At 63.7% G+C, this 20356-nt stretch carries 30 protein-coding genes; 1 reads left to right on the top strand and 29 read right to left on the bottom strand.

Annotated features, from left to right (window positions below; all coding sequences use genetic code 11):
* Position 1: 1 nt before the first annotated feature.
* The 16 genes from MU449_RS01955 to MU449_RS01880 all read right to left on the bottom strand — a co-directional run bounded on the left by MU449_RS01955 (position 2) and on the right by MU449_RS01880 (position 12245).
* Positions 2-640 (bottom strand): hypothetical protein, encoded by a 639-nt coding sequence (locus MU449_RS01955; protein WP_244736316.1) that lies wholly within the window; start codon positions 638-640, stop codon positions 2-4.
* Positions 640-3132 (bottom strand): phage tail tape measure protein, encoded by a 2493-nt coding sequence (locus MU449_RS01950; protein WP_244736315.1) that lies wholly within the window; start codon positions 3130-3132, stop codon positions 640-642. The genes MU449_RS01955 and MU449_RS01950 overlap by 1 nt, the downstream gene beginning before the upstream one ends.
* A 3-nt stretch (positions 3133-3135) precedes the next feature.
* Complete coding sequence (locus MU449_RS01945) at positions 3136-3291, bottom strand: hypothetical protein (protein WP_244736314.1); 156 nt, start codon at positions 3289-3291, stop codon at positions 3136-3138.
* Positions 3292-3338: 47 nt separating this feature from the next.
* On the bottom strand, positions 3339-4136 hold the full coding sequence (locus tag MU449_RS01940; protein WP_244736313.1) for a phage tail tube protein: 798 nt from the start codon (positions 4134-4136) through the stop codon (positions 3339-3341).
* A gap of 3 nt (positions 4137-4139) precedes the next feature.
* Positions 4140-4328 (bottom strand): hypothetical protein, encoded by a 189-nt coding sequence (locus MU449_RS01935; protein WP_244736312.1) that lies wholly within the window; start codon positions 4326-4328, stop codon positions 4140-4142.
* Complete coding sequence (locus MU449_RS01930) at positions 4321-4842, bottom strand: HK97-gp10 family putative phage morphogenesis protein (protein ID WP_244736311.1); 522 nt, start codon at positions 4840-4842, stop codon at positions 4321-4323. The genes MU449_RS01935 and MU449_RS01930 overlap by 8 nt, the downstream gene beginning before the upstream one ends.
* Before the next feature lie 398 nt (positions 4843-5240).
* Positions 5241-5618, bottom strand: coding sequence for a DUF3168 domain-containing protein (locus tag MU449_RS01925; protein ID WP_244736310.1), 378 nt, complete (start codon positions 5616-5618; stop codon positions 5241-5243).
* Positions 5615-5935, bottom strand: coding sequence for a phage head closure protein (locus MU449_RS01920; protein WP_244736308.1), 321 nt, complete (start codon positions 5933-5935; stop codon positions 5615-5617). The genes MU449_RS01925 and MU449_RS01920 overlap by 4 nt, the downstream gene beginning before the upstream one ends.
* Positions 5932-6078, bottom strand: a complete 147-nt coding sequence (locus tag MU449_RS01915; protein WP_244736306.1) for a DUF7210 family protein — start codon at positions 6076-6078, stop codon at positions 5932-5934. Before MU449_RS01915 ends, MU449_RS01920 begins: the two co-directional genes overlap by 4 nt.
* On the bottom strand, positions 6075-6584 hold the full coding sequence (locus MU449_RS01910; RefSeq protein WP_244736305.1) for a head-tail connector protein: 510 nt from the start codon (positions 6582-6584) through the stop codon (positions 6075-6077). The genes MU449_RS01915 and MU449_RS01910 overlap by 4 nt, the downstream gene beginning before the upstream one ends.
* A 49-nt stretch (positions 6585-6633) precedes the next feature.
* Complete coding sequence (locus tag MU449_RS01905) at positions 6634-7815, bottom strand: phage major capsid protein (protein ID WP_244736303.1); 1182 nt, start codon at positions 7813-7815, stop codon at positions 6634-6636.
* A gap of 29 nt (positions 7816-7844) precedes the next feature.
* A complete protein-coding gene (locus MU449_RS01900; RefSeq protein ID WP_244736302.1) occupies positions 7845-8477 on the bottom strand; it encodes an HK97 family phage prohead protease in 633 nt (210 codons plus the stop codon).
* On the bottom strand, positions 8474-9619 hold the full coding sequence (locus tag MU449_RS01895; protein WP_244736300.1) for a phage portal protein: 1146 nt from the start codon (positions 9617-9619) through the stop codon (positions 8474-8476). The genes MU449_RS01900 and MU449_RS01895 overlap by 4 nt, the downstream gene beginning before the upstream one ends.
* Positions 9616-11388 (bottom strand): terminase large subunit, encoded by a 1773-nt coding sequence (locus MU449_RS01890; RefSeq protein ID WP_244736299.1) that lies wholly within the window; start codon positions 11386-11388, stop codon positions 9616-9618. The genes MU449_RS01895 and MU449_RS01890 overlap by 4 nt, the downstream gene beginning before the upstream one ends.
* Positions 11381-11761 carry a P27 family phage terminase small subunit gene (locus MU449_RS01885; RefSeq protein ID WP_244736297.1) on the bottom strand — a complete coding sequence of 127 codons (381 nt, stop codon included), beginning with the start codon at positions 11759-11761 and terminating at the stop codon, positions 11381-11383. The genes MU449_RS01890 and MU449_RS01885 overlap by 8 nt, the downstream gene beginning before the upstream one ends.
* Before the next feature lie 190 nt (positions 11762-11951).
* Positions 11952-12245: an HNH endonuclease gene (locus MU449_RS01880; RefSeq protein WP_244736296.1), complete on the bottom strand. Its 294-nt coding sequence runs from the start codon at positions 12243-12245 to the stop codon at positions 11952-11954.
* A 382-nt stretch (positions 12246-12627) separates the two neighbouring features.
* Here MU449_RS01880 and MU449_RS01875 point away from each other — a divergent pair, with 382 nt between their 5' ends.
* The gene (locus MU449_RS01875) at positions 12628-12822 is read left to right on the top strand and encodes a hypothetical protein (RefSeq protein WP_244736295.1); all 195 of its coding nucleotides are present in this window, start codon (positions 12628-12630) and stop codon (positions 12820-12822) included.
* A gap of 230 nt (positions 12823-13052) precedes the next feature.
* Here MU449_RS01875 and MU449_RS01870 read toward each other — a convergent pair whose 3' ends face one another.
* The 13 genes from MU449_RS01870 to MU449_RS01810 all read right to left on the bottom strand — a co-directional run bounded on the left by MU449_RS01870 (position 13053) and on the right by MU449_RS01810 (position 20036).
* The gene (locus MU449_RS01870) at positions 13053-13652 is read right to left on the bottom strand and encodes a hypothetical protein (protein ID WP_244736294.1); all 600 of its coding nucleotides are present in this window, start codon (positions 13650-13652) and stop codon (positions 13053-13055) included.
* Entirely contained in the window at positions 13649-13822 is a 174-nt protein-coding gene (locus tag MU449_RS01865; protein WP_244736293.1) for a hypothetical protein, read from the bottom strand. Before MU449_RS01865 ends, MU449_RS01870 begins: the two co-directional genes overlap by 4 nt.
* On the bottom strand, positions 13819-14091 hold the full coding sequence (locus MU449_RS01860) for a helix-turn-helix domain-containing protein (protein ID WP_244736292.1): 273 nt from the start codon (positions 14089-14091) through the stop codon (positions 13819-13821). The genes MU449_RS01865 and MU449_RS01860 overlap by 4 nt, the downstream gene beginning before the upstream one ends.
* Entirely contained in the window at positions 14088-14381 is a 294-nt protein-coding gene (locus tag MU449_RS01855) for a hypothetical protein (RefSeq protein ID WP_244736291.1), read from the bottom strand. Before MU449_RS01855 ends, MU449_RS01860 begins: the two co-directional genes overlap by 4 nt.
* Positions 14378-14656: a hypothetical protein gene (locus MU449_RS01850; protein WP_244736290.1), complete on the bottom strand. Its 279-nt coding sequence runs from the start codon at positions 14654-14656 to the stop codon at positions 14378-14380. The genes MU449_RS01855 and MU449_RS01850 overlap by 4 nt, the downstream gene beginning before the upstream one ends.
* Before the next feature lie 486 nt (positions 14657-15142).
* Positions 15143-16054, bottom strand: coding sequence for a toprim domain-containing protein (locus MU449_RS01845; protein ID WP_244736289.1), 912 nt, complete (start codon positions 16052-16054; stop codon positions 15143-15145).
* The gene (locus MU449_RS01840) at positions 16051-17616 is read right to left on the bottom strand and encodes a DEAD/DEAH box helicase (protein ID WP_244736288.1); all 1566 of its coding nucleotides are present in this window, start codon (positions 17614-17616) and stop codon (positions 16051-16053) included. The genes MU449_RS01845 and MU449_RS01840 overlap by 4 nt, the downstream gene beginning before the upstream one ends.
* Positions 17610-17861, bottom strand: a complete 252-nt coding sequence (locus MU449_RS01835) for a hypothetical protein (RefSeq protein WP_244736287.1) — start codon at positions 17859-17861, stop codon at positions 17610-17612. Before MU449_RS01835 ends, MU449_RS01840 begins: the two co-directional genes overlap by 7 nt.
* A complete protein-coding gene (locus MU449_RS01830) occupies positions 17861-18835 on the bottom strand; it encodes a ParB N-terminal domain-containing protein (RefSeq protein WP_244736286.1) in 975 nt (324 codons plus the stop codon). Before MU449_RS01830 ends, MU449_RS01835 begins: the two co-directional genes overlap by 1 nt.
* Entirely contained in the window at positions 18832-19209 is a 378-nt protein-coding gene (locus MU449_RS01825) for a VRR-NUC domain-containing protein (protein ID WP_244736285.1), read from the bottom strand. The genes MU449_RS01830 and MU449_RS01825 overlap by 4 nt, the downstream gene beginning before the upstream one ends.
* Positions 19206-19367 (bottom strand): hypothetical protein, encoded by a 162-nt coding sequence (locus MU449_RS01820; protein ID WP_244736284.1) that lies wholly within the window; start codon positions 19365-19367, stop codon positions 19206-19208. Before MU449_RS01820 ends, MU449_RS01825 begins: the two co-directional genes overlap by 4 nt.
* Before the next feature lie 133 nt (positions 19368-19500).
* A complete protein-coding gene (locus tag MU449_RS01815) occupies positions 19501-19782 on the bottom strand; it encodes a ClpX C4-type zinc finger protein (protein ID WP_244736283.1) in 282 nt (93 codons plus the stop codon).
* On the bottom strand, positions 19779-20036 hold the full coding sequence (locus MU449_RS01810; protein WP_244736282.1) for a hypothetical protein: 258 nt from the start codon (positions 20034-20036) through the stop codon (positions 19779-19781). Before MU449_RS01810 ends, MU449_RS01815 begins: the two co-directional genes overlap by 4 nt.
* Between the last annotated feature and the right edge of the window lie 320 nt (positions 20037-20356).

Below are 20356 nucleotides of genomic sequence, written 5' to 3'. Positions count from 1 at the left end.
GTTACCTCAGAGTCTGCTGGATATCGAACGAGATGCCGGAGACATAAGGTCGGGCGGCGGAACCCGCCGATACGCTTCCCGGCAGGATGATCGCCTTGAAGAACGGCTTCGACACCTGAACCGTTGCGCCAACTGCGGCCCCTGGCCTTATTGCGGGCGTGACCTCGATCATCGGCGATGCCCCGGACCCGATCACCACATCCGAAACGACGCGGTGAAAGGCATAGCGGGCCGGATTGGTGCCGTACTGGAACGACAGGGGGCTACCTGCCCGCAGGACGAACCCACTGGGCAGGCCAGCCAAGCGAAGTTCGCGACCGTTCGCGGCCAAAGCCGATATGGTCACCCCCGTCAGGCCCATCCTTGCAGCACGATGCGAGGCAGGGCATGGACGCACAAAGAGGCTGCGACCCGGCTCTCGCAAAACGCTCAACTTCGCGCGGATAGCTTCTGCGGCGGCGGGCAGCATGGGAGAGAGCGAAACCGATCCCGTCCATAACCTCGCACCAAGGCCCGCTGTCATGACAGCACCGCCCGCCGTACGACCGCTGAACTGCATGGCCTCGCCCAGATCGAATGAAGCCGACATCACCGGCAGGCCGGCAAAGAACTCGGCATCCATAGGAAACGGAACGGCCATCAGCGAAACCTCGGATTGCGATTGATCGTCTGCACCCGGTTGGGCATGGCGCTGTCATAGGCGCGCAGCCCCTCGGTCACCCCTGCCCGAACCATGTTCTGCACCTCGGCATTTCCCGTGGCGCCCGTCATGTCGATCATGATCGTGCTGCCGGAAGATCCTCCCCCCAGCTTGTGGTTCGGGATGACCGATCCCATCGCCCGGGGCACGATCACCTCGGGGCCCCGCTCCCCGACCACATAGGCCTTGCCGGGCGACACGGGCCCGCCATCCGCTCGGAAGCCCCCGAACACCTTGGTCAGCAGTCCGCCGAACCCACCGCCCCCACCGGCGGCTGGGGCCGTCAGCGCGCGTGACAAGGCCGACTGGATGCCGCTTTTCACGATGTCGTTCGCAATGCCCCGGAAGATGTTCCCGAGGCTCTCCCGAACGCTCTGACCGCTGGTGATCAGGCTGCTGAGTGATCCGGCGATGCTGTCGATCGCGTTGTCGAACTGCTGCTGCGCCAACTGCCCGCGCTCCAGTTCGCCCGTCAGCCGCGCCACCTCGTCAGCTTGTGCGCTGATCTTGGCGTTCATCTCGTCATTCAGGGGGATGCCAGCGCGCTTGGCCTCGTCCATGATCGCCCACTGCGCTTGCAGGCGGGCCACCTCGGTCGAGGACTTGCCGATCAGGTCGATCTGGCGTTCCAGCCCCGTCAGATTGGTATCCGTGTTGGCAAAGATGTCGGTCGGCGTTCGTTGGGCGGCAGAACCGCCACCCCCGCCACCGCCACCTCGCCCGCCCCGTGCCGCCTCGGCCGCCGCGCGTTCTGCTGCAAGCGTCTTTTGCTCCTCTCGGGCGATTTCCTTCGCTCCCTCCACGTATGCATCGAGCCGTTCACGAAAATCACGCCGTTGCTGGGGCGTGGTCTTGGTGCCCCTCGGAAGGTTTTCATCCCGATATTCCAACCGGGCCAATGCGCCCGCTTCTCCGACCGGGTCACCGACATACTGCCCCCGGATTTGAGCGCGGGCCAGCTGCTGCGCTTGGCTGCTTTCCATCGACGCCATGTTCCGGGCTGCGGCCGCCAACACGTCGGCCAGCGTCTGCGCCCCCTGCACTGCCCCGTCGAAGCTGATGCCCGCCGCCGCAAGGCTGATGTCCTCTGCGCGCCGCGCGACCTCGCCCGCCTCCTTCGCGCCTTCACGCAGCTGCGTGCCCACCTCGTCAAGGCTGTTGGCGACATCGACAGCTTCCTTGCTGCCAGTGGCCCGCAGGATGCCTTGGATCACTGCCAGTTGGTCCGCCGCGCCGGTGAAATTCTCTGCTGCCAGCATCTCGTCAAGGATCCGCCATGCTGCGTTGAACGTCTCGATTTGGGCGGGGCTGATTCCGAACTCGGCAACTTCAGCGTTCAGGCGCTCAAACTCAGCTTGCGTCTCTCGCAACTGAAACTGAAGCCTATATTGCTCGGCAGCCGCACGAGATACGCCACGGTCCGCGAGCGGGTTTCCCAACGCGTCGAGCCGCTCTTTAACTCCTGCCTGCTCGTCCCGCAGCGCAGCTAGGCGGCCGAATATTTGAGCGACCCGCTCTTGCGCCCCATCTAGCGTTTTGACCGCCTCGTCGATCGATAGGCCAAAACCTTTGAACGCGTCCTCACGCGCCGCATCGCGCAGCCGGTCCATCAGCTGCTTCACAGCCTCATCCGCCCGACCGAACCGCTCGATCATGTCGTCAACAGATCCCACAGCCCGCGTGTCGATCGCGTCGGCAAATTCGCCCATTGCCGATCGCACGTCGCCCAAAGCCTTATCGAAGGCCTCCGACTGTTTGGCGGCGTCTTCGCTGTCGCGCCCGACGCGAAACAGAGCAGCGCTGACGGGAATGGCGATCGCGGCCACGGTCCCCAGCACCGCACCGACCACCCCGAAGGCCCCGAGGAACTGCGGCAACTGTTGGCCCAAGGCAACCATAGCCGATTGCCCCGACCCGACCTGCACGGCGAAATCCCCGATCTGGAAGGATGCGTTTTGGATTTGGGCACGCATGGCGCCCATGTTGCGCCCCACGCCCGCCGCGCTGCCCGCCAACCCACGCGCGCCGTCATCGCCGCGGCGGAACGCGGAATAGAGCGAGGAGCTCGACCCCGCGACCTGACGCGTGGCGGCACTGGCGTCCCGCATCTCGGACGCAGCCCGCTCCACCTGTGCGGTGTATTGCTGTTGGGTCAGGACGCCCAGTTCCAGCGCCCGATCCAACCGGCGCACCTCCGCCTCATACTGACGCGAGGCGCGATAGACCGGGTCGTAGGCCTTGGACAACCGATCCAGTTCGCGAACATGGGCGCGGGCGGCGGCGGTGTTCGTCACGCGTCCCTGCGAATCCTGAAACGCCTTCTGCGCCTCCTGACCCTTCTTGCGATACATCGCGACGATGCGGTCGGCTTCTCGCACCAACTGGGCATCCGAAAAGCCCGCCGAAATGACAAGATCGGGCTCTTGCGCCATGTGTCAGATCCCCTCGATACCCAATTCCCGCATGCGCTCGACGCTCATGCCTCTGCCGCCGGGATTGGCCTGCCAGCCATTTGCCCGGCCATACCCGTCAAGGCAGGCCATGAACTCCCACAGGCTCATCACGCCCACCTGCACAGGCGTGAACCCCATCGCCGCGCCCAGCCCGTAATAGGTGCTGAAGCGCAGCTTGCCGTTTTTCAGGTCCCCGGTGTCGGCTCCACCGGCGAAGGCTCCCCCACGGGATCCTCCGGCGGACCGAACAACGCGACCGACAGGATTTCCTGACACGGCACCTTGAACGTAATGATCGGATGCAGATCGAACGCCTTCCGGGTCAGCTTCAGCGCTTCAACGTGGTTCATGCCCCCGCCGATCAGTCCGCAGCGGATGATCTCCACCAGATGTGTGACTGTCCATGCGCCGGAATTGAGGGCCAAAAGCACATGCTCCGGCCCGCAATCGGTTTTCTGCTGGATCGTCTCCAGTTCGGCGATGCCGAGGCGAAACGCGTGTTCACCGCCCGGCCAAGTAAGAACGACCGGCACCATCAGGTGGCATCCGTGAACTCGACGCCATCCTTGAACCGGATGTTCAGCGTCTGCGTGATGACGGCGTTTTCGGTATTGCCGATCCCTCCGATGCCCAGCGTGGTCAGCAGGCCGACACCATCGATGTATTCGACATCGCCCGCCATCCACGATGTGAACGCGAACCGGCACCTCTAACTGGTCCTTGGCCCAGGACAGCAGCTTACCCCGGTTGGACTTCGCCATCTGCGCGTTGATCGTCATGGTGACGTTCTGCGCGCCATAGGCGACAAGGGTTTGGACCGGCTTGGACCAGTCCTCGCAGTCGCCGGTCGTGGTTTCGGCCAGCGCGTTTTCCAGCGACAGGCTGATACCGGTGGCGCCGCAGAAGTTGGCGAAGGTGCCGGACCCGGCAAAATCCACCATGACGATCATATCGCCGCGGCGTTGAAGTTGAGGCAGTGCCATGTGTCAGTCTCCAGGTTGATCGGTGGTTTCTTTGGTGGGGGGCACGTATCGCGTGGCGGCCCCCGCCGCCTCGGCCTTGTCGATGACCCAAGCCGGATAGGTGCGGAACGCCTCATGCGGTTCAATCCGCATCGAGACGCCCCGCTTGACGTCCGTCGCATTGAACAATCGGTGGAATTGGGCCTTAGCCACGGGCAAACTCCTTCTTAATGGCCGCGCGGACCCGCTGTCGGATCAGCTTGCGGAACTCGGCCTTCTTGGCCTTCCAGCCCGGATAGAAGAACGGCTGGGCCGGTGTGCCGGGGTGGGTCCGGTAGACCTTCCGACCCGCCGCGCTCTGGTTCACGTCGTTTTCACGCCCCGAGACCCTGTCGCCTTTGGTACCGGGCGCGGTGCCGAACTCAACAAAACGCGCATAAAAGGCGTCTTTCGACCCGGCATAGATTTTGATCCGGAGCGTGGCATACTGGTCACCCTTATTCCCGCCGCTGCGGACTTCGTCGATCATGAACGTGCCGGGGGGCAGGTCCCCCCAAGTCCAGCCAATGGATTGTGCCAGCTTCCCGGTGCGCCCTTTGGGCGCCAACTGGCGCATGTGATCCACGATCATCTGCGCACCCTCCTCCATCGCATCCTTTGCGGCATCGACGGCAATGGACGGAATACGCTTGAGTTTTGCGGTAATGCGGGGCGACAGTTTGGCCATAAAATACAACCTTAGGCGATATATCGCTTGCCCTAAAAATCACGCGCATGTGATTGTGACCCACGGAATCAACCTAAGGACTTCTTATGCGTATTCTTCTTGGTGGGGCTGCTATTGCTTTGACACTTACGGCGTGTGGCCCTGTCACCCCGATCGTAAGCGATTTCAACGGGTCGAGCGTCAAAATTTAGCGTTCGACAATGACCTCCGATACTGCGGCAGAGGCGATGGCCAAGACGAAAGCCGAAGCAACCCGTGTTTGCACGTCGGGCGGTAAGAAGCGCGCCGAACACGCGTCCAGCCGCATGGTAGGTGAGTATCTCGCGGAAGATCTTTACCTTTGCCTTGAGAAATAAGTCCGTGGTTAGCCGACCATGCGCACATTCCCGGCATGTCAGCTAACCCTCCACCCCTGCCTCGATCTGCACGACGCCATGAACCGCCGTGGCGTCGTCCATCACACGGATCAGTGACACGCGCACCGGCCCGGACGTCAGCCGATCCGGGGCACGCCACCCATCCAGCGCCATATCCACCGCGCTGACGATGTCCTCCACCACTCCCTTGTTCGTGTCGTCCCAGATGTCGATCTGAAGCGTCACGTTCCGGGCCCGGATGCACTCCACGCTGGCCGCTGTGCCATAACTGGGGCCGAGGCTGGCGTAGGGATAGGCTGTGCCCTCCACCGCCTTGTCATAGACGCGGCCCACAAGCGCAGGAACCTGATCTATCAAGCGATCCATGACGACGCGCCGCAGTTCCCGCACATCGATCATCGAACCATCCCCGCCTCGGCCAGCATTTCCAGATTGCGCCGATCCTCGGTCGGGCGCGGCTCCTCGCGGACGTCATAAAGCCGCCCGTCAATCCGAACCCGCCACTCGCTGGTCACCCGCCGCGCGCGGGCGCTGTCGCGCATCCCGATGATGACGGGGTTGCGGCTCTGCATCCGCGCCTCCATGACGTTTTCGCCCCCGCGCAGAAACCGCAGGCTCACCCGATCGTGGAATCGCTCGTCATACCGCTGGATGATCTGGCCGTCTGCGTCTCGATCTTCCACCGGCTCCAGGAAGGTTGCGCGGTAGAAGTTCATTCGTCCTTCGCCGCCTTGGGCACCCGCGCGGCCCCGGCCTTCACAAGCGCGGCGGCCCGATCATCCGGACATTCCAGCTTGTCGCCCTTCTGAAACACCAGCCCGCCATAGACGTGCTTCCGCGTGAACTCGACCGTCTTCATAGCGTGGCCCTCCTGAAGCCTGCGACCTTGATCGCGACGACCGACCGGAACCGTTCCGGGTCGATCTTGTCGCCCTGTTCGTAGAATGACCGGGCGATGAAATACCCCGCCTCGCAGATCGCGCGCGGCACCTGCCCCGGCTTCCACCCGGCGGTGTAGGTCACGGTCACGCGCCTGGCGCGCGGCCATGTCGCCCCCGGCGCGGGCATCAATCGCCCATCGGCCAGCGCGAATCCTTCCGGCAGCGTTTGCTCTACCCCCTCGGCATCGGCATAGGTGACCGACACGCCCGACACCTCGTCAGGAAAGGCCAGTTGCACCTCCGCAAAGCCCGCGAAGGTCTCGGTGAACTCCTGCGCGACGACGGGGCGGTGCAGGATCCCGTTTTGCGGATCGCCCAGATAGCTCTCGGCCGCCGCCAGATACCCGGCAAGTTCGCCATCATCATCGTCGAAGGTGATGTGCAGACGCCCCTTCAACTCCCCAAGGGTCAGGAAATTCGGCATAGCACCCTCATCTGTTGGGATGGGGCGGCCCGTAAGCCGCCCCGTTGGATCAAGCTGCCGTCTTGTGAACGAAAGCCTCGGGCCGGTTCACCTCCAGAGCCAGGCGCTTCTCGAACAGGATCGTCACCATGTTCTCCGAGAAGTTGTCGCCGTCCTCGGTGGAGGCGCGGACGGTCATGCCCATGCGGTCCCAGATTTGCGCGCCCAGCGAGAATGCCCCAACAAGGAACGTGCCGGCGGGCATGCTGTCCGACTGCACGACCGGCATGCCCCACAGCGTGGGCGTCGCGCCGCTGGTCACCGACGAGAACAGATAGGAGCCTTCGGTCGATTTCAGCAGTTCGATCGCAGCCCAGTCTTCGGGATTCAGCACCACGCCCGAGGCCGGATAGAGCGCCTTGCGGACCTGCAGCTTTGCCACCCGGATATCGTCGACCAGCGTGGCCGGGGTGTAGTCGGTGATCGAGTCCGCAGCATAGGGTTTGGCCACGTCCAGCAGGCCGTCGGCCGCCGCGCTGCCGTTCAGAAGGTAATCCTCCTCCTTCAGCAGCAGGCCATAACGGCCCCGACCGTCGATGTAGGACCGCATCATCGGCGCGTCGTCCAGCACCTCCATCGACACCCGGAACCGGTGCGCGATCTTCTCAACCGGCACGATCTCCTCACCGAAGGTCAGTTCCGATTTCGGCTTCAGACCGCCCTCGGCGACAACTGCGGCATTGTTGGTGAACCCCTTCTCCACGATGGAGCGGATGGAGTTGCTCGCCGTGGCGCCCGCCGGGATCAGGCTGCGGATGCGCAGGTCCAGCGTCGGCGGATTGACCAGCCCGGACTGCTGCTCGGGCACCAGAACCGACCGCGAGACGCCGTTGGCGATCTGGCCGCTGTTCAGGATGTCCTTCATCTCCAGCATGACCGTGGTCGGCTGCTGAGTGGTCGCCTTCGACTTCCACTCGTCGCTTTCCACGAACTGCTGGCCCAGCGTCTTGCCCGGGGCGCCGGGGCCGAAGGCCGCCATCTTCTTCTCATGAGCGTCGATCGCAGCCGTCAGCTTTTCGATATCGGCGGACGTGCCATCGATCCGACCCATGATGTCGGCGGCATCTTTTGCCGATTTCGTCTTCAGGTGCTCGATCTGCTCGCCGAGATCCGTGGACTTCTGGTCCCGGTCTTCGAGCATGGTCTTCAGCTCACCGCGAAACATTTCGCGGACTTCATTCAGATCAGCCATTGCTGTCTCCTTTGATGGGGTGATCGGCCTTATTTCAGGCCGAGAAGCGCGTTCCGAATGGTCTCAAGGCTGAGGCCTTCGTCTTGCCCTGCGCTCACCTCACGTTCCGCGCGGACCCGAGCCACCGCAGCCGCCGCCGCCTTGGACTCGTCAGCCGAGAAATCCGCCTCACGCAGGATATCCTCGACAAATCGTTTCAGCAGGACGGGATTGCCCCCGTCGATGCTCTTGACCGACTGCACCAGCGCATCCGGCATCATGGGGAAGGTCACGAACGACACCTCCCACAGATCAACGGCGCGCAATTCGCGCCCCTGCGCCGTCTTCACGGCGTCCTTGGCGCGATAGCCGATCGACATGCCGTCGATGGCGCCGAATTCGAGGTTTGAGTGCACATCCTTGCCGAGGGTGGACCCAAGGTTGATGCGGCCTTCGACGTGCAGGCCGTCAGCGTCCTCATGGACCACGTCCCAAACCCCGACCACCTGCGATGCGTCATGCTGGAACAACATCTTCGGCTTCTTGGTCAGCCCAGCGAAGGCCCCCTTGACCACGATATCGCCGCCATGGTCGCGAATGCCGAACTTGGACGCGTAACCCGTCACCTTGCCGCGCTGATCCACATCGGCTTCCAGCGGGGCGAACTTGTATTGGAGCTTCATTCGCCCCCTCCTGTGTTGCCGGTTGTCCAGAACGCGTCGCCCTTGGCGGGCAGATTGAACGGCGACTGGCCCTCGCGGACCTCGTCGGGCGTCATCCAGGGTGCGTTTCCGCCCCCGCCCAGCGCCCGAGCGTAGATTTCCGCGCGCACCTGCGGCGTCGTCCGCATCAGTGCGTTCTCGTCGAAGTTCGGCACCGATTGCGTGTTGCGGAACAACGACCGTTTCAGCGCCGCCTCCCACCGCGTGATCCACGGCGCCATGGTCTGGGCCTGATGGAACAACATGGCATCGGCCACTGCGCCCTGCGCCCCCGATCCTGCTGTCTGCATCAGGAAGTAAGGATGAACGCCATAGATCCGGGCGATCTCCTCGACCTGAAACTTCAAGGCCTCGTTCAGCTGCTGATCCGTGGAAGACTGCGCCAGCTGCTGGAACTTTCCGTCCATGTCCACAACCGCGATGCCGCTGCGGCCGAACTGCTTCGACCAGCTTTCCTTCAGCCGCGCGACGGCGCCCTTGCTCTCCCCCTCCTTCACGAACATGACCCCGTAAGGCGCATTCGTGTCGGCGTACTGGGCCTGCTTCTGCTGCAGCTTTCGCGACAGCCCCAAGACATGGCGGCAGGCGTTCGTCACGTCCAAGCCGCCGAGCATGTTCCAGCGCGGGGAGGTTATCTCCAGAATGTCGTCGCGCGTGAAATCTCCCCGGACGCCGGCATCTTCGATCGTCACCGGCAGGACATACTGCCCGTTGTGATAGGTCCACTGCCCGCACCAGCCCGGATGCAGGGGCAGAAGCTCCTGTACCTTCCCCAAGGCATTGCGGCGGATGAACGCCCGCCCAGTGCCACTGAATACGGCGTGAAGGGTCAGCAATTCCTTGAACTCGACCCCGGTGAGAAGGTCATTCGGCTCATCGTTCAGCAGCGCGGCCAAATCATCGCCGCCCCGCCCCTCCGCCGTGAGCGGCAAGAGACCCATGCCACTCGCGATCGTGTATCCGGCCCGCAGCGCTGCCGCGACACTGGTGAACTCGCGCGAGCCGAAGTCGCCGATTCCCTGAAAGAAGACGAGATCCCCCTTGTTCGCCGAATGGTAGCCTTTTACCTCGGAGGGGCCGAAAATGCGCTGAAACCAGTTCATAAGACGATCAAATCCTCATCCTCGAGATAGGACCGCGACCGCGCGTCCATCTGGCTCGCCGCCGATCCGACCGCCATGGCGATCGTCACCATCCCGTCGATCCGCCCGCGTGAACGGTTCTTGTGGAAGTACTTGTTCTTGAACGCGTCAGACTGCACCACGGCATTAGATGCGCAGATCGTCGTCAGCCGGTTCCGATCAATGACGAGTTCACCCTTCAGGATCTTGTCCTCCAGATGCCGCATCGAGAGCGGCATGCAGAGCATCTTCTCCTCGAACACCACCTTGCCGCCTTGGGCATGGCGCACGATCTTGAGGCCCACACCGGAGGACCGCTCGTCACCGTCATACATCCAGCACGCGAACCCCGCCTCCTCGGCGGCGCGCATGAAGTTCTGGATGAAGGTGCTGTCCACCACCAGCTGCTCGACGTCGTGATCCGCGCACAGCTTCTGCACCCGCTGGACCACATAGGAATAGTCGATCGTCGCGCTCTTGGTGATGGTCAGCTGACCGGTCGCTTCGATTTCCCGATACGGGATCTGATCCGCCGTACTGCGCTCGTCCAGACGCTCCTCGGTCGTGAAATACCACGTCTTGACCGCCAGGCGCTCTCCCTCCCAGCACCCGGACAGAGCCGTCAGGTCGTTCTTCTCCGACAGGTCGAGAGACAGGTGCAGCCTGCGACCGACCATCTCGGCCTCGTCGATCTCGCCCTGCGTCCCCTCCCAGGCATCCTCCGCGATCCAGAACCCCGCCGTCCCGACTGGAATGCCGAAGTAGAGCCGCTTCGTCGTCAGCGCCGTGCTGATCATGTTGCGCGAGGTCTGGACCTCCTTGCGGACGTTGTCGATCGGATAGGTGATCCCGAGCGCGGGAAGCGATTTCACCCAGCAGCTTTCATCGTGGAACGGGTCATCGCCCTTGTCCGTCCGCGCGATGAACGCGAACGCGCTGTCATCGGTGTTCTCCCCGCGCAGGACGCGCTGGAAATACTCGCTGTATTCCGTCCCCACCTGCTGATCGACCGACGGCGTGTTCGTGCCCAGAACCATCATGGGATCGCCGGACATCTTGGCGATGGCCGCGCGCCAGACCGAAATGGCCTTGTTCGATTTCATCTCGTGGATCTCGTCCCCGAGAACGAGAACCGGCTTCGGCCCGGAGATCGCATCGCTGTTGGCGACCGGCTCGAACTTCGATCCGCTGGACGGATGCTCGATCCGCCAGGCGTTGTCCCCCGTGCCCCGGATCATCACCCGTTGCGTCGTCTCAAGCGTATCTTCACCCTCGTCCGGGATCGGGGCGCGGCACATGGCCACGGCATCCCGGAACATCACGTTCGCCGTCTTCCGATCCTCGCCGATGCAATAGACCTCCGCCCGCCGCTTCTTCCGCCCGATGATCTCGTAAAGGCCCAAGCCTGCCATCAGCGGCGACTTCGCCTGCCCTTTGCCCGTTTCCATCCACACGAACCGAAACCGGCGCAGCCCGTTTGCGTCCTTCCAGCCATAGATCGATCCGACCACGAACAGGTGCCAGGGCAGCAGATTGAACGGCTCGCCGACCTTCGCGCCCTCCGTGATGCTGAGGACCGAGGGGAAAAAATCTATCGCCCGCTCCGCCGCGGCGACGTCCCACGATAGCCCGCGCTTCTTGCCGTCCTTCAGGTCGCGCAGATGCCGTTCCGCCGCGAGCCGCACCAACTCCCCAACGATGATCTTGCCCGCCACCACCTTGCGCGCCCATTCCGTCGTCCGATCAGTCAAGATACCTACTCGCCTTGGACTTCGGTCGGGGCGGCGCCGGGGCGTCGCCCTCGTCATGCTTCGCCGGGATCGCCAGCGCGGCCTCGAACTTCATGATCTGCTCGTTCAGCTTTCCGACCGCATGCCACCGCATGTTGGCGAACTGCCCGCCGCTTTCCGCCTGCAGCGTCGGCCCCTCGGCCATGGCCTGCGGATAGAGGAACTCGTATTCGGTCAGCGCGCGGACATAGCGGTCCACGATCCGCACGCGGCCCGATGTGACCAGCTTGCGAGCCTTCAGATCGGCCATGCGTTCCTTCCACAGGACCGCCGCGAAGGCAGCCATTTCCTCCGCTTGGCCATGGGCCTCGAACACGCGGCTGTACGTGGGCATCCGGTACGTCACGGGGACACCCCTCTTTCGCAAGCGTTCTCAGTGAAATCGGACCTGGGGCGCGGGTCTGGCGGACCTACCCCCCCTCTTTTTTATCGAGGGGCCCTAAAAATGTGACATTTTTGCATGTCAATGAAAATCGGCGGAAAATCGGGGCCGAAAGGCAAAAAATCGGTCCGATCCCCCCGGTTCACCAGCCGTCCGACCGCTGCATCCTACTGCCGCGCTCCTGCCTCGCCTTGACCGACCCGTGACACCGCTTGCACAGGCACTGGAGGTTTGTGGCGTCCCAGAACAGGTCGTCATCCCCACGGTGGGGCACCTTGTGATCCACCTCTGCGGCGGAGGGGCCCGAGCGGCCCGAGGTGGTCAGGCATCCGCACATCTGGCATTCGGCACTATCGCGGGCGATGATGCGCTCCCGGAGGCGCTGCCATCGCGCTGTCTTGTATCGGGCGTCGGTTGCGCCGCTGGGACGGATCATGCTGCTTTACCCGAATTGACCGCCCGGCTGGGATGCATGGGGCCGAGGCCACGGGCCCTCATACGATTGACGTGACGGCGTTTATCCTAATATAGGGATAAAACACACCACATTTGTCATTATTTAATGACGTTTTCTCTTGCCTGACTGCATCGGTCGTCCTATATTAAGGACATGGAAGGCGCGAGGCCAACCAGCCCAAACGGTCAGGGCAAGATGATCGGAGAGGAGATCAAGGATGGAATACGAAACCACTTCCTTGGTTCTTCAGGCCCTCCAGCTGGCTATCGGAATTGCCGCTCTGATAGTCGCCAGCCGGAGGAAGTGAAGAAAGGGGCGGGTCGAAAGGCCCGCTCCACCTCCCTCAACATAGGAGAAACAGATGCCTGAGGCAATGAGCGCCGACGACTTCTTGGCTTGGCTCAACCTGCGCGACATCTCAGGGCGCGAGGCAGCCCGCCAGTTGGGCGTCAGCAACGATACGATCACCCGATACAAGCGCAACGGTGCGCCGCTTCACATCGCCTTGGCCTGCTCTGCAATATGCCATGGCCTGCCCCCTTGGAGGAAAGCATGACCACGTTTGAAATCACGTCCCTCATTCTGCAGACCGCGTCGCTCGCTGCGTGGCTGGCCACACTGATCGTGCTCTTGAAGCGCCGGTGATGGAGCCGTCCGCCCTGCCCGTATCGGGTGGGGCGGATTGGACAGACGGCGGAATGCAAAAAGCGCGGCACCTTTCGGCCCGCGCTCAAGACATACGTCGTCACCCACTGAAATAGCCCATTTCGAAACGCCCGACAAGGCCTATCTTTTCCCCGCCCAATATTTCGCCGCCATGTCCAGCCCCTCGCGCAGCCGGTCCAGCCGGTCCGGCCAGAAGCCCTGATGGCAGACCATCCGCATCTCGCTCCAGACCCACGATCCCATCTGGGCATAAAGCACCTTGCGCTCTGACGCGTCGCGCAACTCGCCGTGCGTCGGATCGTTGTCCCCCTCATACCCGACCGGCGTGAAATCGAGGCAGGAACGACCCGCCGACACCATGCGGGTGCGCTCCATCAGCGCCGCGAAGTCGTGCCCCGCCAGGCACTGGTCTGCGGTGATCAGCTTCTTGGCCAGCATCTGATCAAGCACGTGCGCGTGTTCATCCACCGCCACCGTCACACCGGCCTCCTCTCCATCACGCAATACCCATGCGCCCCGCGCGCGCCGCTCGTCCGTTGGGCGGGCCTTGCCCTCCCGATCTTGCCAGATATCGGCGGTTACGGCGGCGGACGCGTCGCGTTTGGCATGTTTGCGCTCGCGCTGCCGCGCCTTCTTGGCCTGATCCTTGCTGATCTGACCCGTGCGCGCCGGGGCCTTGGTGGCGGCGGCGATCTGGGCGGCATAGCGGTCATGTTTCATGGTTCTTCCCTGCTCGGTGTCGGGTGGCCGTAGGCGTAGTCGATATGCGCTTCGACCTTGTCCCATGCGGCCTCGGTGGCTTCGCTGTCGTGGGCGCGGATGGCGCGCCGCAATTCGTTGATCTCGGCATACATCGTGACGACGCGCCGGTTGCCGTATCGCTCGGTCATGCGTCACCCCGCGCGATGCGCTCCCGGGCCCGCCGGATGCCATAGTGAACGGTGCTGTGGTCTCGCCCCACGGCGGCCCCTATGCGAGTGGTGGACCAGCCCAACCGCTCCTGCGCCAAGGCGTAGAGATGCTGACGGGGGTGGGACAGGTGGCGGCTCCGGTCCTCTCCCAGCAATTCGGCGGGGCTGATGCCATAGGCCTCGGCCACCTCTTCGGCCAAGGCTTGAAAGCGACGACGGGGCATCTGGACGGTGTCGGCGGGGGTCATGTGTCTTCCCCCGTGACCCCGAGACGATCCGGCCGCAGATACAGCCGCCGACGGAAGGCATCTCGCGGCAGAGCAATCACATCAAGAACGTGATCCGCATCCACATCGACCCCGGCCATGGAAGCGACTTGGCGTCCGTCTCGGCTGACGAAATACCGCCGTGCGCGCGCCAAAACGAGATCCGGGCGACTGGCCCGGCTGTGGTCTCGATTGAAGTCGTCCAAGGCCGCCAGCAGGACGGATGCCCAAAGACGGCGGCAGGCCGCAGCCTCGGCGGCTGTGATGCTCATGCGCCGCCCTCCTTGGACAGCCAGGTCACGAACTCATCGAAACTGCCGAACATGTCGATGCGATCCGGCGCGGTCCAGTGCTGCGACCCCGGCCACCATTCCCCGCGCTCGCCAAGATGCGACCAGAATGTGTAGTGCGATCCCATTTCGTCGTTCCTTCTGATCTCGGCCACATGGTGGGCAATTTCGTCCAGCCTCTCTGCGGCTTCCGCCCGTCGTTTGAAGCGTTCCGCCCGCGTCGCGCGTTTCTTCGGGGTCTGTGTTTCCTCGTTCATCCGTTCTTACTTCTCTCGTGATGCTGCGGATCGGTTCAGGGTTCGGCAAAGGCACACTTCGCCCGTCGTCGGGGCGAAGCGCGGTTCTGCGTGTCGGACGAGGGACAGGCATCACACACCGTCAAAGAGGCTGCGCTGTTCCTGCGCGGGATCGGGGTCAGGCTGTCGATCCATGGCCTTCGCTTCACTCCCCAAAGGGGACCTGGCGGCACCTTCCCGCGCGCTTTGACGGCGACACGCGGGCGGCTGCTCCCTTTGTGGGGGCATCCTGTGCGGGTAATGGGCGTGCCGCCTCCCCTGCCGGGGTTTCCCATCCCGTCATGTTCCGGGGTAGGGCCTGATGATTAGGAAGCGATGCGGCTATGATGGTCATTTCCGGCTGTGCCAATCGGTTACCAACCCGATCTTTCACCGCGATCCCCCCTGATTGCCTCGCAGGGATCGAACCCGTGAACCATGCACCCAATGGCTCACTTCGGATACGTCTTAACCCATGCTGACACCCCGCAAATGCACGGCCACGGCGCGCAAGCCGTCCTGCTGCATCATGTCGTTGAAATCCCCGGCGGCGGGCGGCATGGACCACCGCAAGCCGCTGCGACGGGCATAGAATTCGCCCGTGCCAAGCCCGCCGAACTGCTCGACAGGCTTGTCGTTGTCCGCGGCGATGATCGAACCGGGAATGCCCGCTGCGACCTTCGCGACATTGGATGCGGAAAAGGCGGCCAACACGGTCGCGGAACGCCCCATGAAGCGCAGGGCGGCGCGGATGGTCAGCGCGGTGGCGATGCCCTCGCATACCCACGTTTCGCGCCCTGTGGCGATCCGGTGCGAAGCTCCGCCCATGATGCCGCGCAGGATATTCTTCTTCGCTCCATCGGGGGCGATGAACTGCACCGTTGTGATGCGATCCCCGATCCGGCCCGGCACAATCAGGAACGGCCCAGGCCCTTCCGGCATGGCTTTGGCCAGCACCTCGCCCAGACGACCCGCAGGAAGATGACGGTGCAGATCCTCGCAGACCAACCCCTCCTCATCCGGGAACCCCTTCGCGTTCAGATAGGGATGCGGCTGAGGGCGGGCGGCGCGCACAATACGCTGGCATGTCGCCTCGATCGCGCGCTGATCCGCCTGATCCCGCTGCTCCTTGGCCGGATCGCGTCGGATGGGCGTCGGTGCGGCACCGGGACCGCGCACGCTGAACCGCTGCTGCTGCCCGGTGGCCCAGTTGTGCGCGATGCCGCCCTGGCGGTCGTCGAAAATCAGGACGCGGCCCGATGTGTTCTGCCGCCCCTTGCCCACAACGGCGGACTTGACCCACCGGCCGGGCGCGGGCGCCCTCGGCACGTCGATCCCAATGGCTTGGCAGGCCTCGCGCATGGCATCGTCCAGCATCATGCGGCCCTCCGCTTGCTGGCATTGCGGAACCGCTTCGTTTCCCGATCAATGAGGGCATAGGCCCCTTGGTCCACCAACGCGGGCGGCGATACGCCCCAGCTTCCCGCAGGCCAGTCGTTTGGATAGATGCTGCGAAAAACGCTCTTCGCCCAGCGGATGGCGTGATCGTCACCCTTGCGGCTGCGCTCGAAGCAGAACGCCAGCGCAGCATCCCAGACCGTTCGGGGATCCGACAGGCAGGCCGCCCGCAACCCGTCGCGTGCCTTGAGGGTAATGCTCTGCGTGTCGAATTGGTGCAGCGCCCCATCAACGGCTACGATGCTGGACCGCGCGGGCTTCTCCCACCCGCAGCACATGCAGGTGGTGCCGCGCAGCGCGCCGGAGCATTCCGGGCAAACGACCTTCTCGCGGACTTGCTCGTCGCGCTTGCGGGGCGTGGTGTCGCGCTTCTCGGCATTGGACAACTCCCCTGCCCCGTGTTCCCAGACGTCGAACATGTCGATCGCGAACCGCTCGACGTTGCCGCTGTGATCCAGCCACAGCGCCTTGTCTTTGCCCGAGGCGGACCGCATGACGCGCCCGATCTCCTGCATGTGGCTGGACAAGCTTTTGCGATAGGGCTTGCAGGAAACGCCGATCAGCGTGTCCGGCACGTCGAAGCCCTTGGTCAGCACGCCGCAGGACACAAGGCCGTGGATCATCGTGTCGGGGCGGCGGAACTCCTCGATCTTCGCGGCCCGCTCCTCGTCGCTGCGGTCCAGATAGCTGATCTGCTGGAAATTGTAGCCCGCAGCGGCGAAGGCTGCGCACAGCTCACGCCCGTGTTCGACGGTCGGGGAAAACACGATGGTCTTGGCCGGGCCCCCGAAATGCTGATGCGTCTTGGCGATCCATTCGGACACGACGTCCCCGACGATGCGGATGCCTGCCGAGGCGGCGCTGTCGTCCGAAAACTCCCCGAACTTGTTCAGGCCCAGGTCGGCATCATCGGGGCTTTTCGCCACGAAGATCGTCGGCTCGATCAGGTGGCCGTCCTCGATCAGCTTGCGAGTGGATCGGACATTCACCATGCCGTCCCAGTGCTGCCCCATGCCGGGGGTGAACGGCGTCGCCGTCAATCCCACCTTCACTGCGTCGGGGTGCTGGGCCATGTAATCCAGCGTGGATTTGTAAAGGCAATGGGCTTCGTCATAGACGATCAGCGCCGGATCGCGCGGCAGAATGCGGCGGGCCAGCGTCTGGATCGAGCACACCTGCACGTTTTCGCGGGGCGACCAGCGGTCGTTTATGCCCTGCACCACGCCATGGGGAATACCATAGCGCGCGAAGGTGTCGCTCGTCTGCTTGACCAGCGCGACCCGGTCCACCAGGAACAGGGCATAGGAGCCCTTCTCATGTGCCTGCTTCAGCAGATGGGCGGCGATGACCGTCTTTCCCGCCCCGGTGCCCGCGCACAGGATCTGCCGACGCACCCCGCGCCGGATGCCATCGCGCAGGACCTCCACTGCGGATTCCTGATAATCCCGCAGGCAAATGTCGTCGGGGGCGGTGAAATTTAGCATACGGTGATCCTCGCATATGCCTCGGCCTCGGCGTCGGCGCGCGTCAGACCAGCATCGAACTGCAGGATGGCGGCGCGTTCGTCCCACAGGTCAAACGCGGGCCAGACCTCGCGGCACACCTCCCGCCAATGCCCGCGCAGCCATACGATCGCTTCCGGCGACAAGCGGCCGGCGCGCAGCCGGAACCGCCATTCGTCGCGGATGACCTCGCCGCCATGGGCGCGTATGCGGGACAGGATGGACATCAGTTCAGGGCGATCCCCATGTTCTCCAGTTCGGCCACGCGCTTCTGCAGGGCGTGGACCTGACGCAGGGCGGCGGCGGCCTTTTCTGCCTCGCGCCATTTGGCGTTCTCGGCATTCTTCAGCGAGGCGGTCAGGCGGGTGATGACCTCGTCCTTGTCGTCGGCGCGATGGTCGGCCAGCTGCGCTTTGGCCGCGTCCAGTTCGACCTTCTGCTTGGCGGCCTTGGCGCGGACTTCCGCCAGCGTGGCCCGCAGCCCGATCACCTCATCCACAACGGCGTCGGGGGTCAGCTTCGCCAGTTCGCGGCGGACCTTGGCCGTTTCCGGGTCAACGGGTTCTTGATCGGCAGGTGGCGGCGGAGGTGCCAACGGCACGGCGGGCGCAGGCACGTCTTGCGGCTCCCCCGCAGATGCGGCGCCTTCCGGCTTCGTCGGGGCGATAAGCCGGTGTTGATCGGGTTTTGATCCGGCGCCGATGTTGGCGGTCTGCATGGTCGCCTGTATGCCGTGCTTCGTGGTGTAGGTTCGCGGCTCACTGTCATCCGATGACATTTCACGTTTGAGGCGTGCGGCGAAGTCATGGCTCACTCCGCATTGCTTGGCGATGTCACGAGCGCTCCACTTGGACCACTCCGTATCCTCCAGCAGCGTCATCACCGCGCGGCGCTTGTCGTCGTTGGACCGGCGTAGGCCATGCACGGCGTTCGCCGCTACGGAATGCAGGATCGCGCGGCGGCGGTCGCCTTGGCGCACCTCGGCGGGGATATCGGTGCGCCCAATCTGCGACCATGCGGCCACCCGGTGAAACCCGTCCGCCAGCCAGTAATCCTTGCCGTCGAAATAGACGACGACCGGGGGGAACACCGTGTCCGGGTTTGCCATCGCCTCGGCATAGTCGGCCACGACCGCATCATTGATCGCGGCGCGGGATTGGGTGCCGCCGTCCAGGCGGATGCGGGAAATCTCGACGCTCATGCCGTTCTCTCTTTCGTGGTGACGCCCCAAGCAGAGAGCGCCGCGCGGACGTCCTCGATGCTGCGGCAAACAGAATGGGGGATGCCATGGCACGACAGCTGTGCGGCCACGGCCTCTTGAATCAGGGTCATCTTTTCGCCGGACCGCTTGACCTCGATCGCGAAGCCCCGGCCCCCGGTGTAGATCAGCAGATCGGGCCAGCCCGGCTGCACCCCCATGGCTTTGCCCCGTGCGCCGTCGATCACGCCCCTGCGCCCGCCGCGATTGCCCTCATTGCGCGCGTGCATGATGATGGCATTCGCGGGCAGAACAGCCCGAAGAAAGGCGACGATGCCGATGTGTATTTCCTGCTCGGATTGGCGGACGACGTTCACAGCTTCGCCCTCCGTTCGGCCAAGGCCCGCGCCTCGCCGGGGAAATACCCCCGCGTCCGGGCGGCGTCCTGATATCCGTCCAGCTCGTGCCGGGTCAGCGTGGCGATGATTGCCAGCTTCTCGGCCATTTCGTCTGGGGACCACGGGGACATCGTCATCAGAACCTTCCCGAACGATCTGGGGAAAACTTTCCGAGACGACGGGCCGCGCGAGCGGCCCACCATTCCCCAAAGGTGCCAAGATGTGCGGCGCACCAGTATTCTGCGCGGGCGATGGAATGCAGAATCGCCCTCATGCGGCACCTCCATTTTCCGCGATGATGTCGGTGCACAGGGCGATACACTCTTCGCAGATCATCACCGATTGATCGCCTCGTAGCACTTTCGGACCCGCGATCAGCTTTTGAACCTCGCGATTACCTTTTCCGCAGAATGTGCAGAAATGGTCTGATTTCCCCTCCTGCCGAGTGAGCGTCTTTACCTCTGCCATGAGACGCTGCACGTCCCCTTCAAGGAACTCGACGCGGAGCTGAAGTTGCCGCTGGTTTTCACGTAGCGCCTTGAAAAAGATCATGCCGACGCTCCTGTCAGGAGGCACAGGGCGGATTCGCGCGTCAGTGGGTTGGCGATGGCCTTGCCGACCACCCAGCCCTGCGGAGCATTGCGCCCTTCGAACCAGTTTTCGGCGGTAGTGGGATCAACCTGGAACACATGCGCGGCGTGGGCCGGGCTTTCGAAGTTCTGGATGATGAACCGCTGCCAGACGGCTGCGAACGTTTGGCGATAGCTCAGCACCTCGCGGCGCCCGGAAAACTTTGGGGAGGACATACCTGTGGCTCCGTTCCTATGTTGCGCTTGTGAGACCGCAACAACGACAGCAGCAGAGGATGGGACGGGGGCCGTGGTCATGCGGCCCCCTGTTCTTTGAGGGCGCACGGCTGGTTTTTCGCCATGTAATCACGGAGGCGGACAACGATGCGCGTCGTGCAATCTCCGCCATGCTTCAGGCGAGCGTAGAGGCGGCTGTTGCCTACCGCTCTCTCCGTGACAGTCGCGGGGGACAAGCCACAAGCCGCTGCGAAGTCTTCGATTTCGGTGATGATGATTTGGCGATCCATAACCTCAATGTAGACTTTTGTCCACATGAT

It is taken from the genome of Falsirhodobacter halotolerans (genome assembly GCF_022899245.1).
Lineage (GTDB): Bacteria > Pseudomonadota > Alphaproteobacteria > Rhodobacterales > Rhodobacteraceae > Falsirhodobacter > Falsirhodobacter halotolerans.
This window is presented reverse-complemented; position numbering and strand designations above follow the sequence as displayed.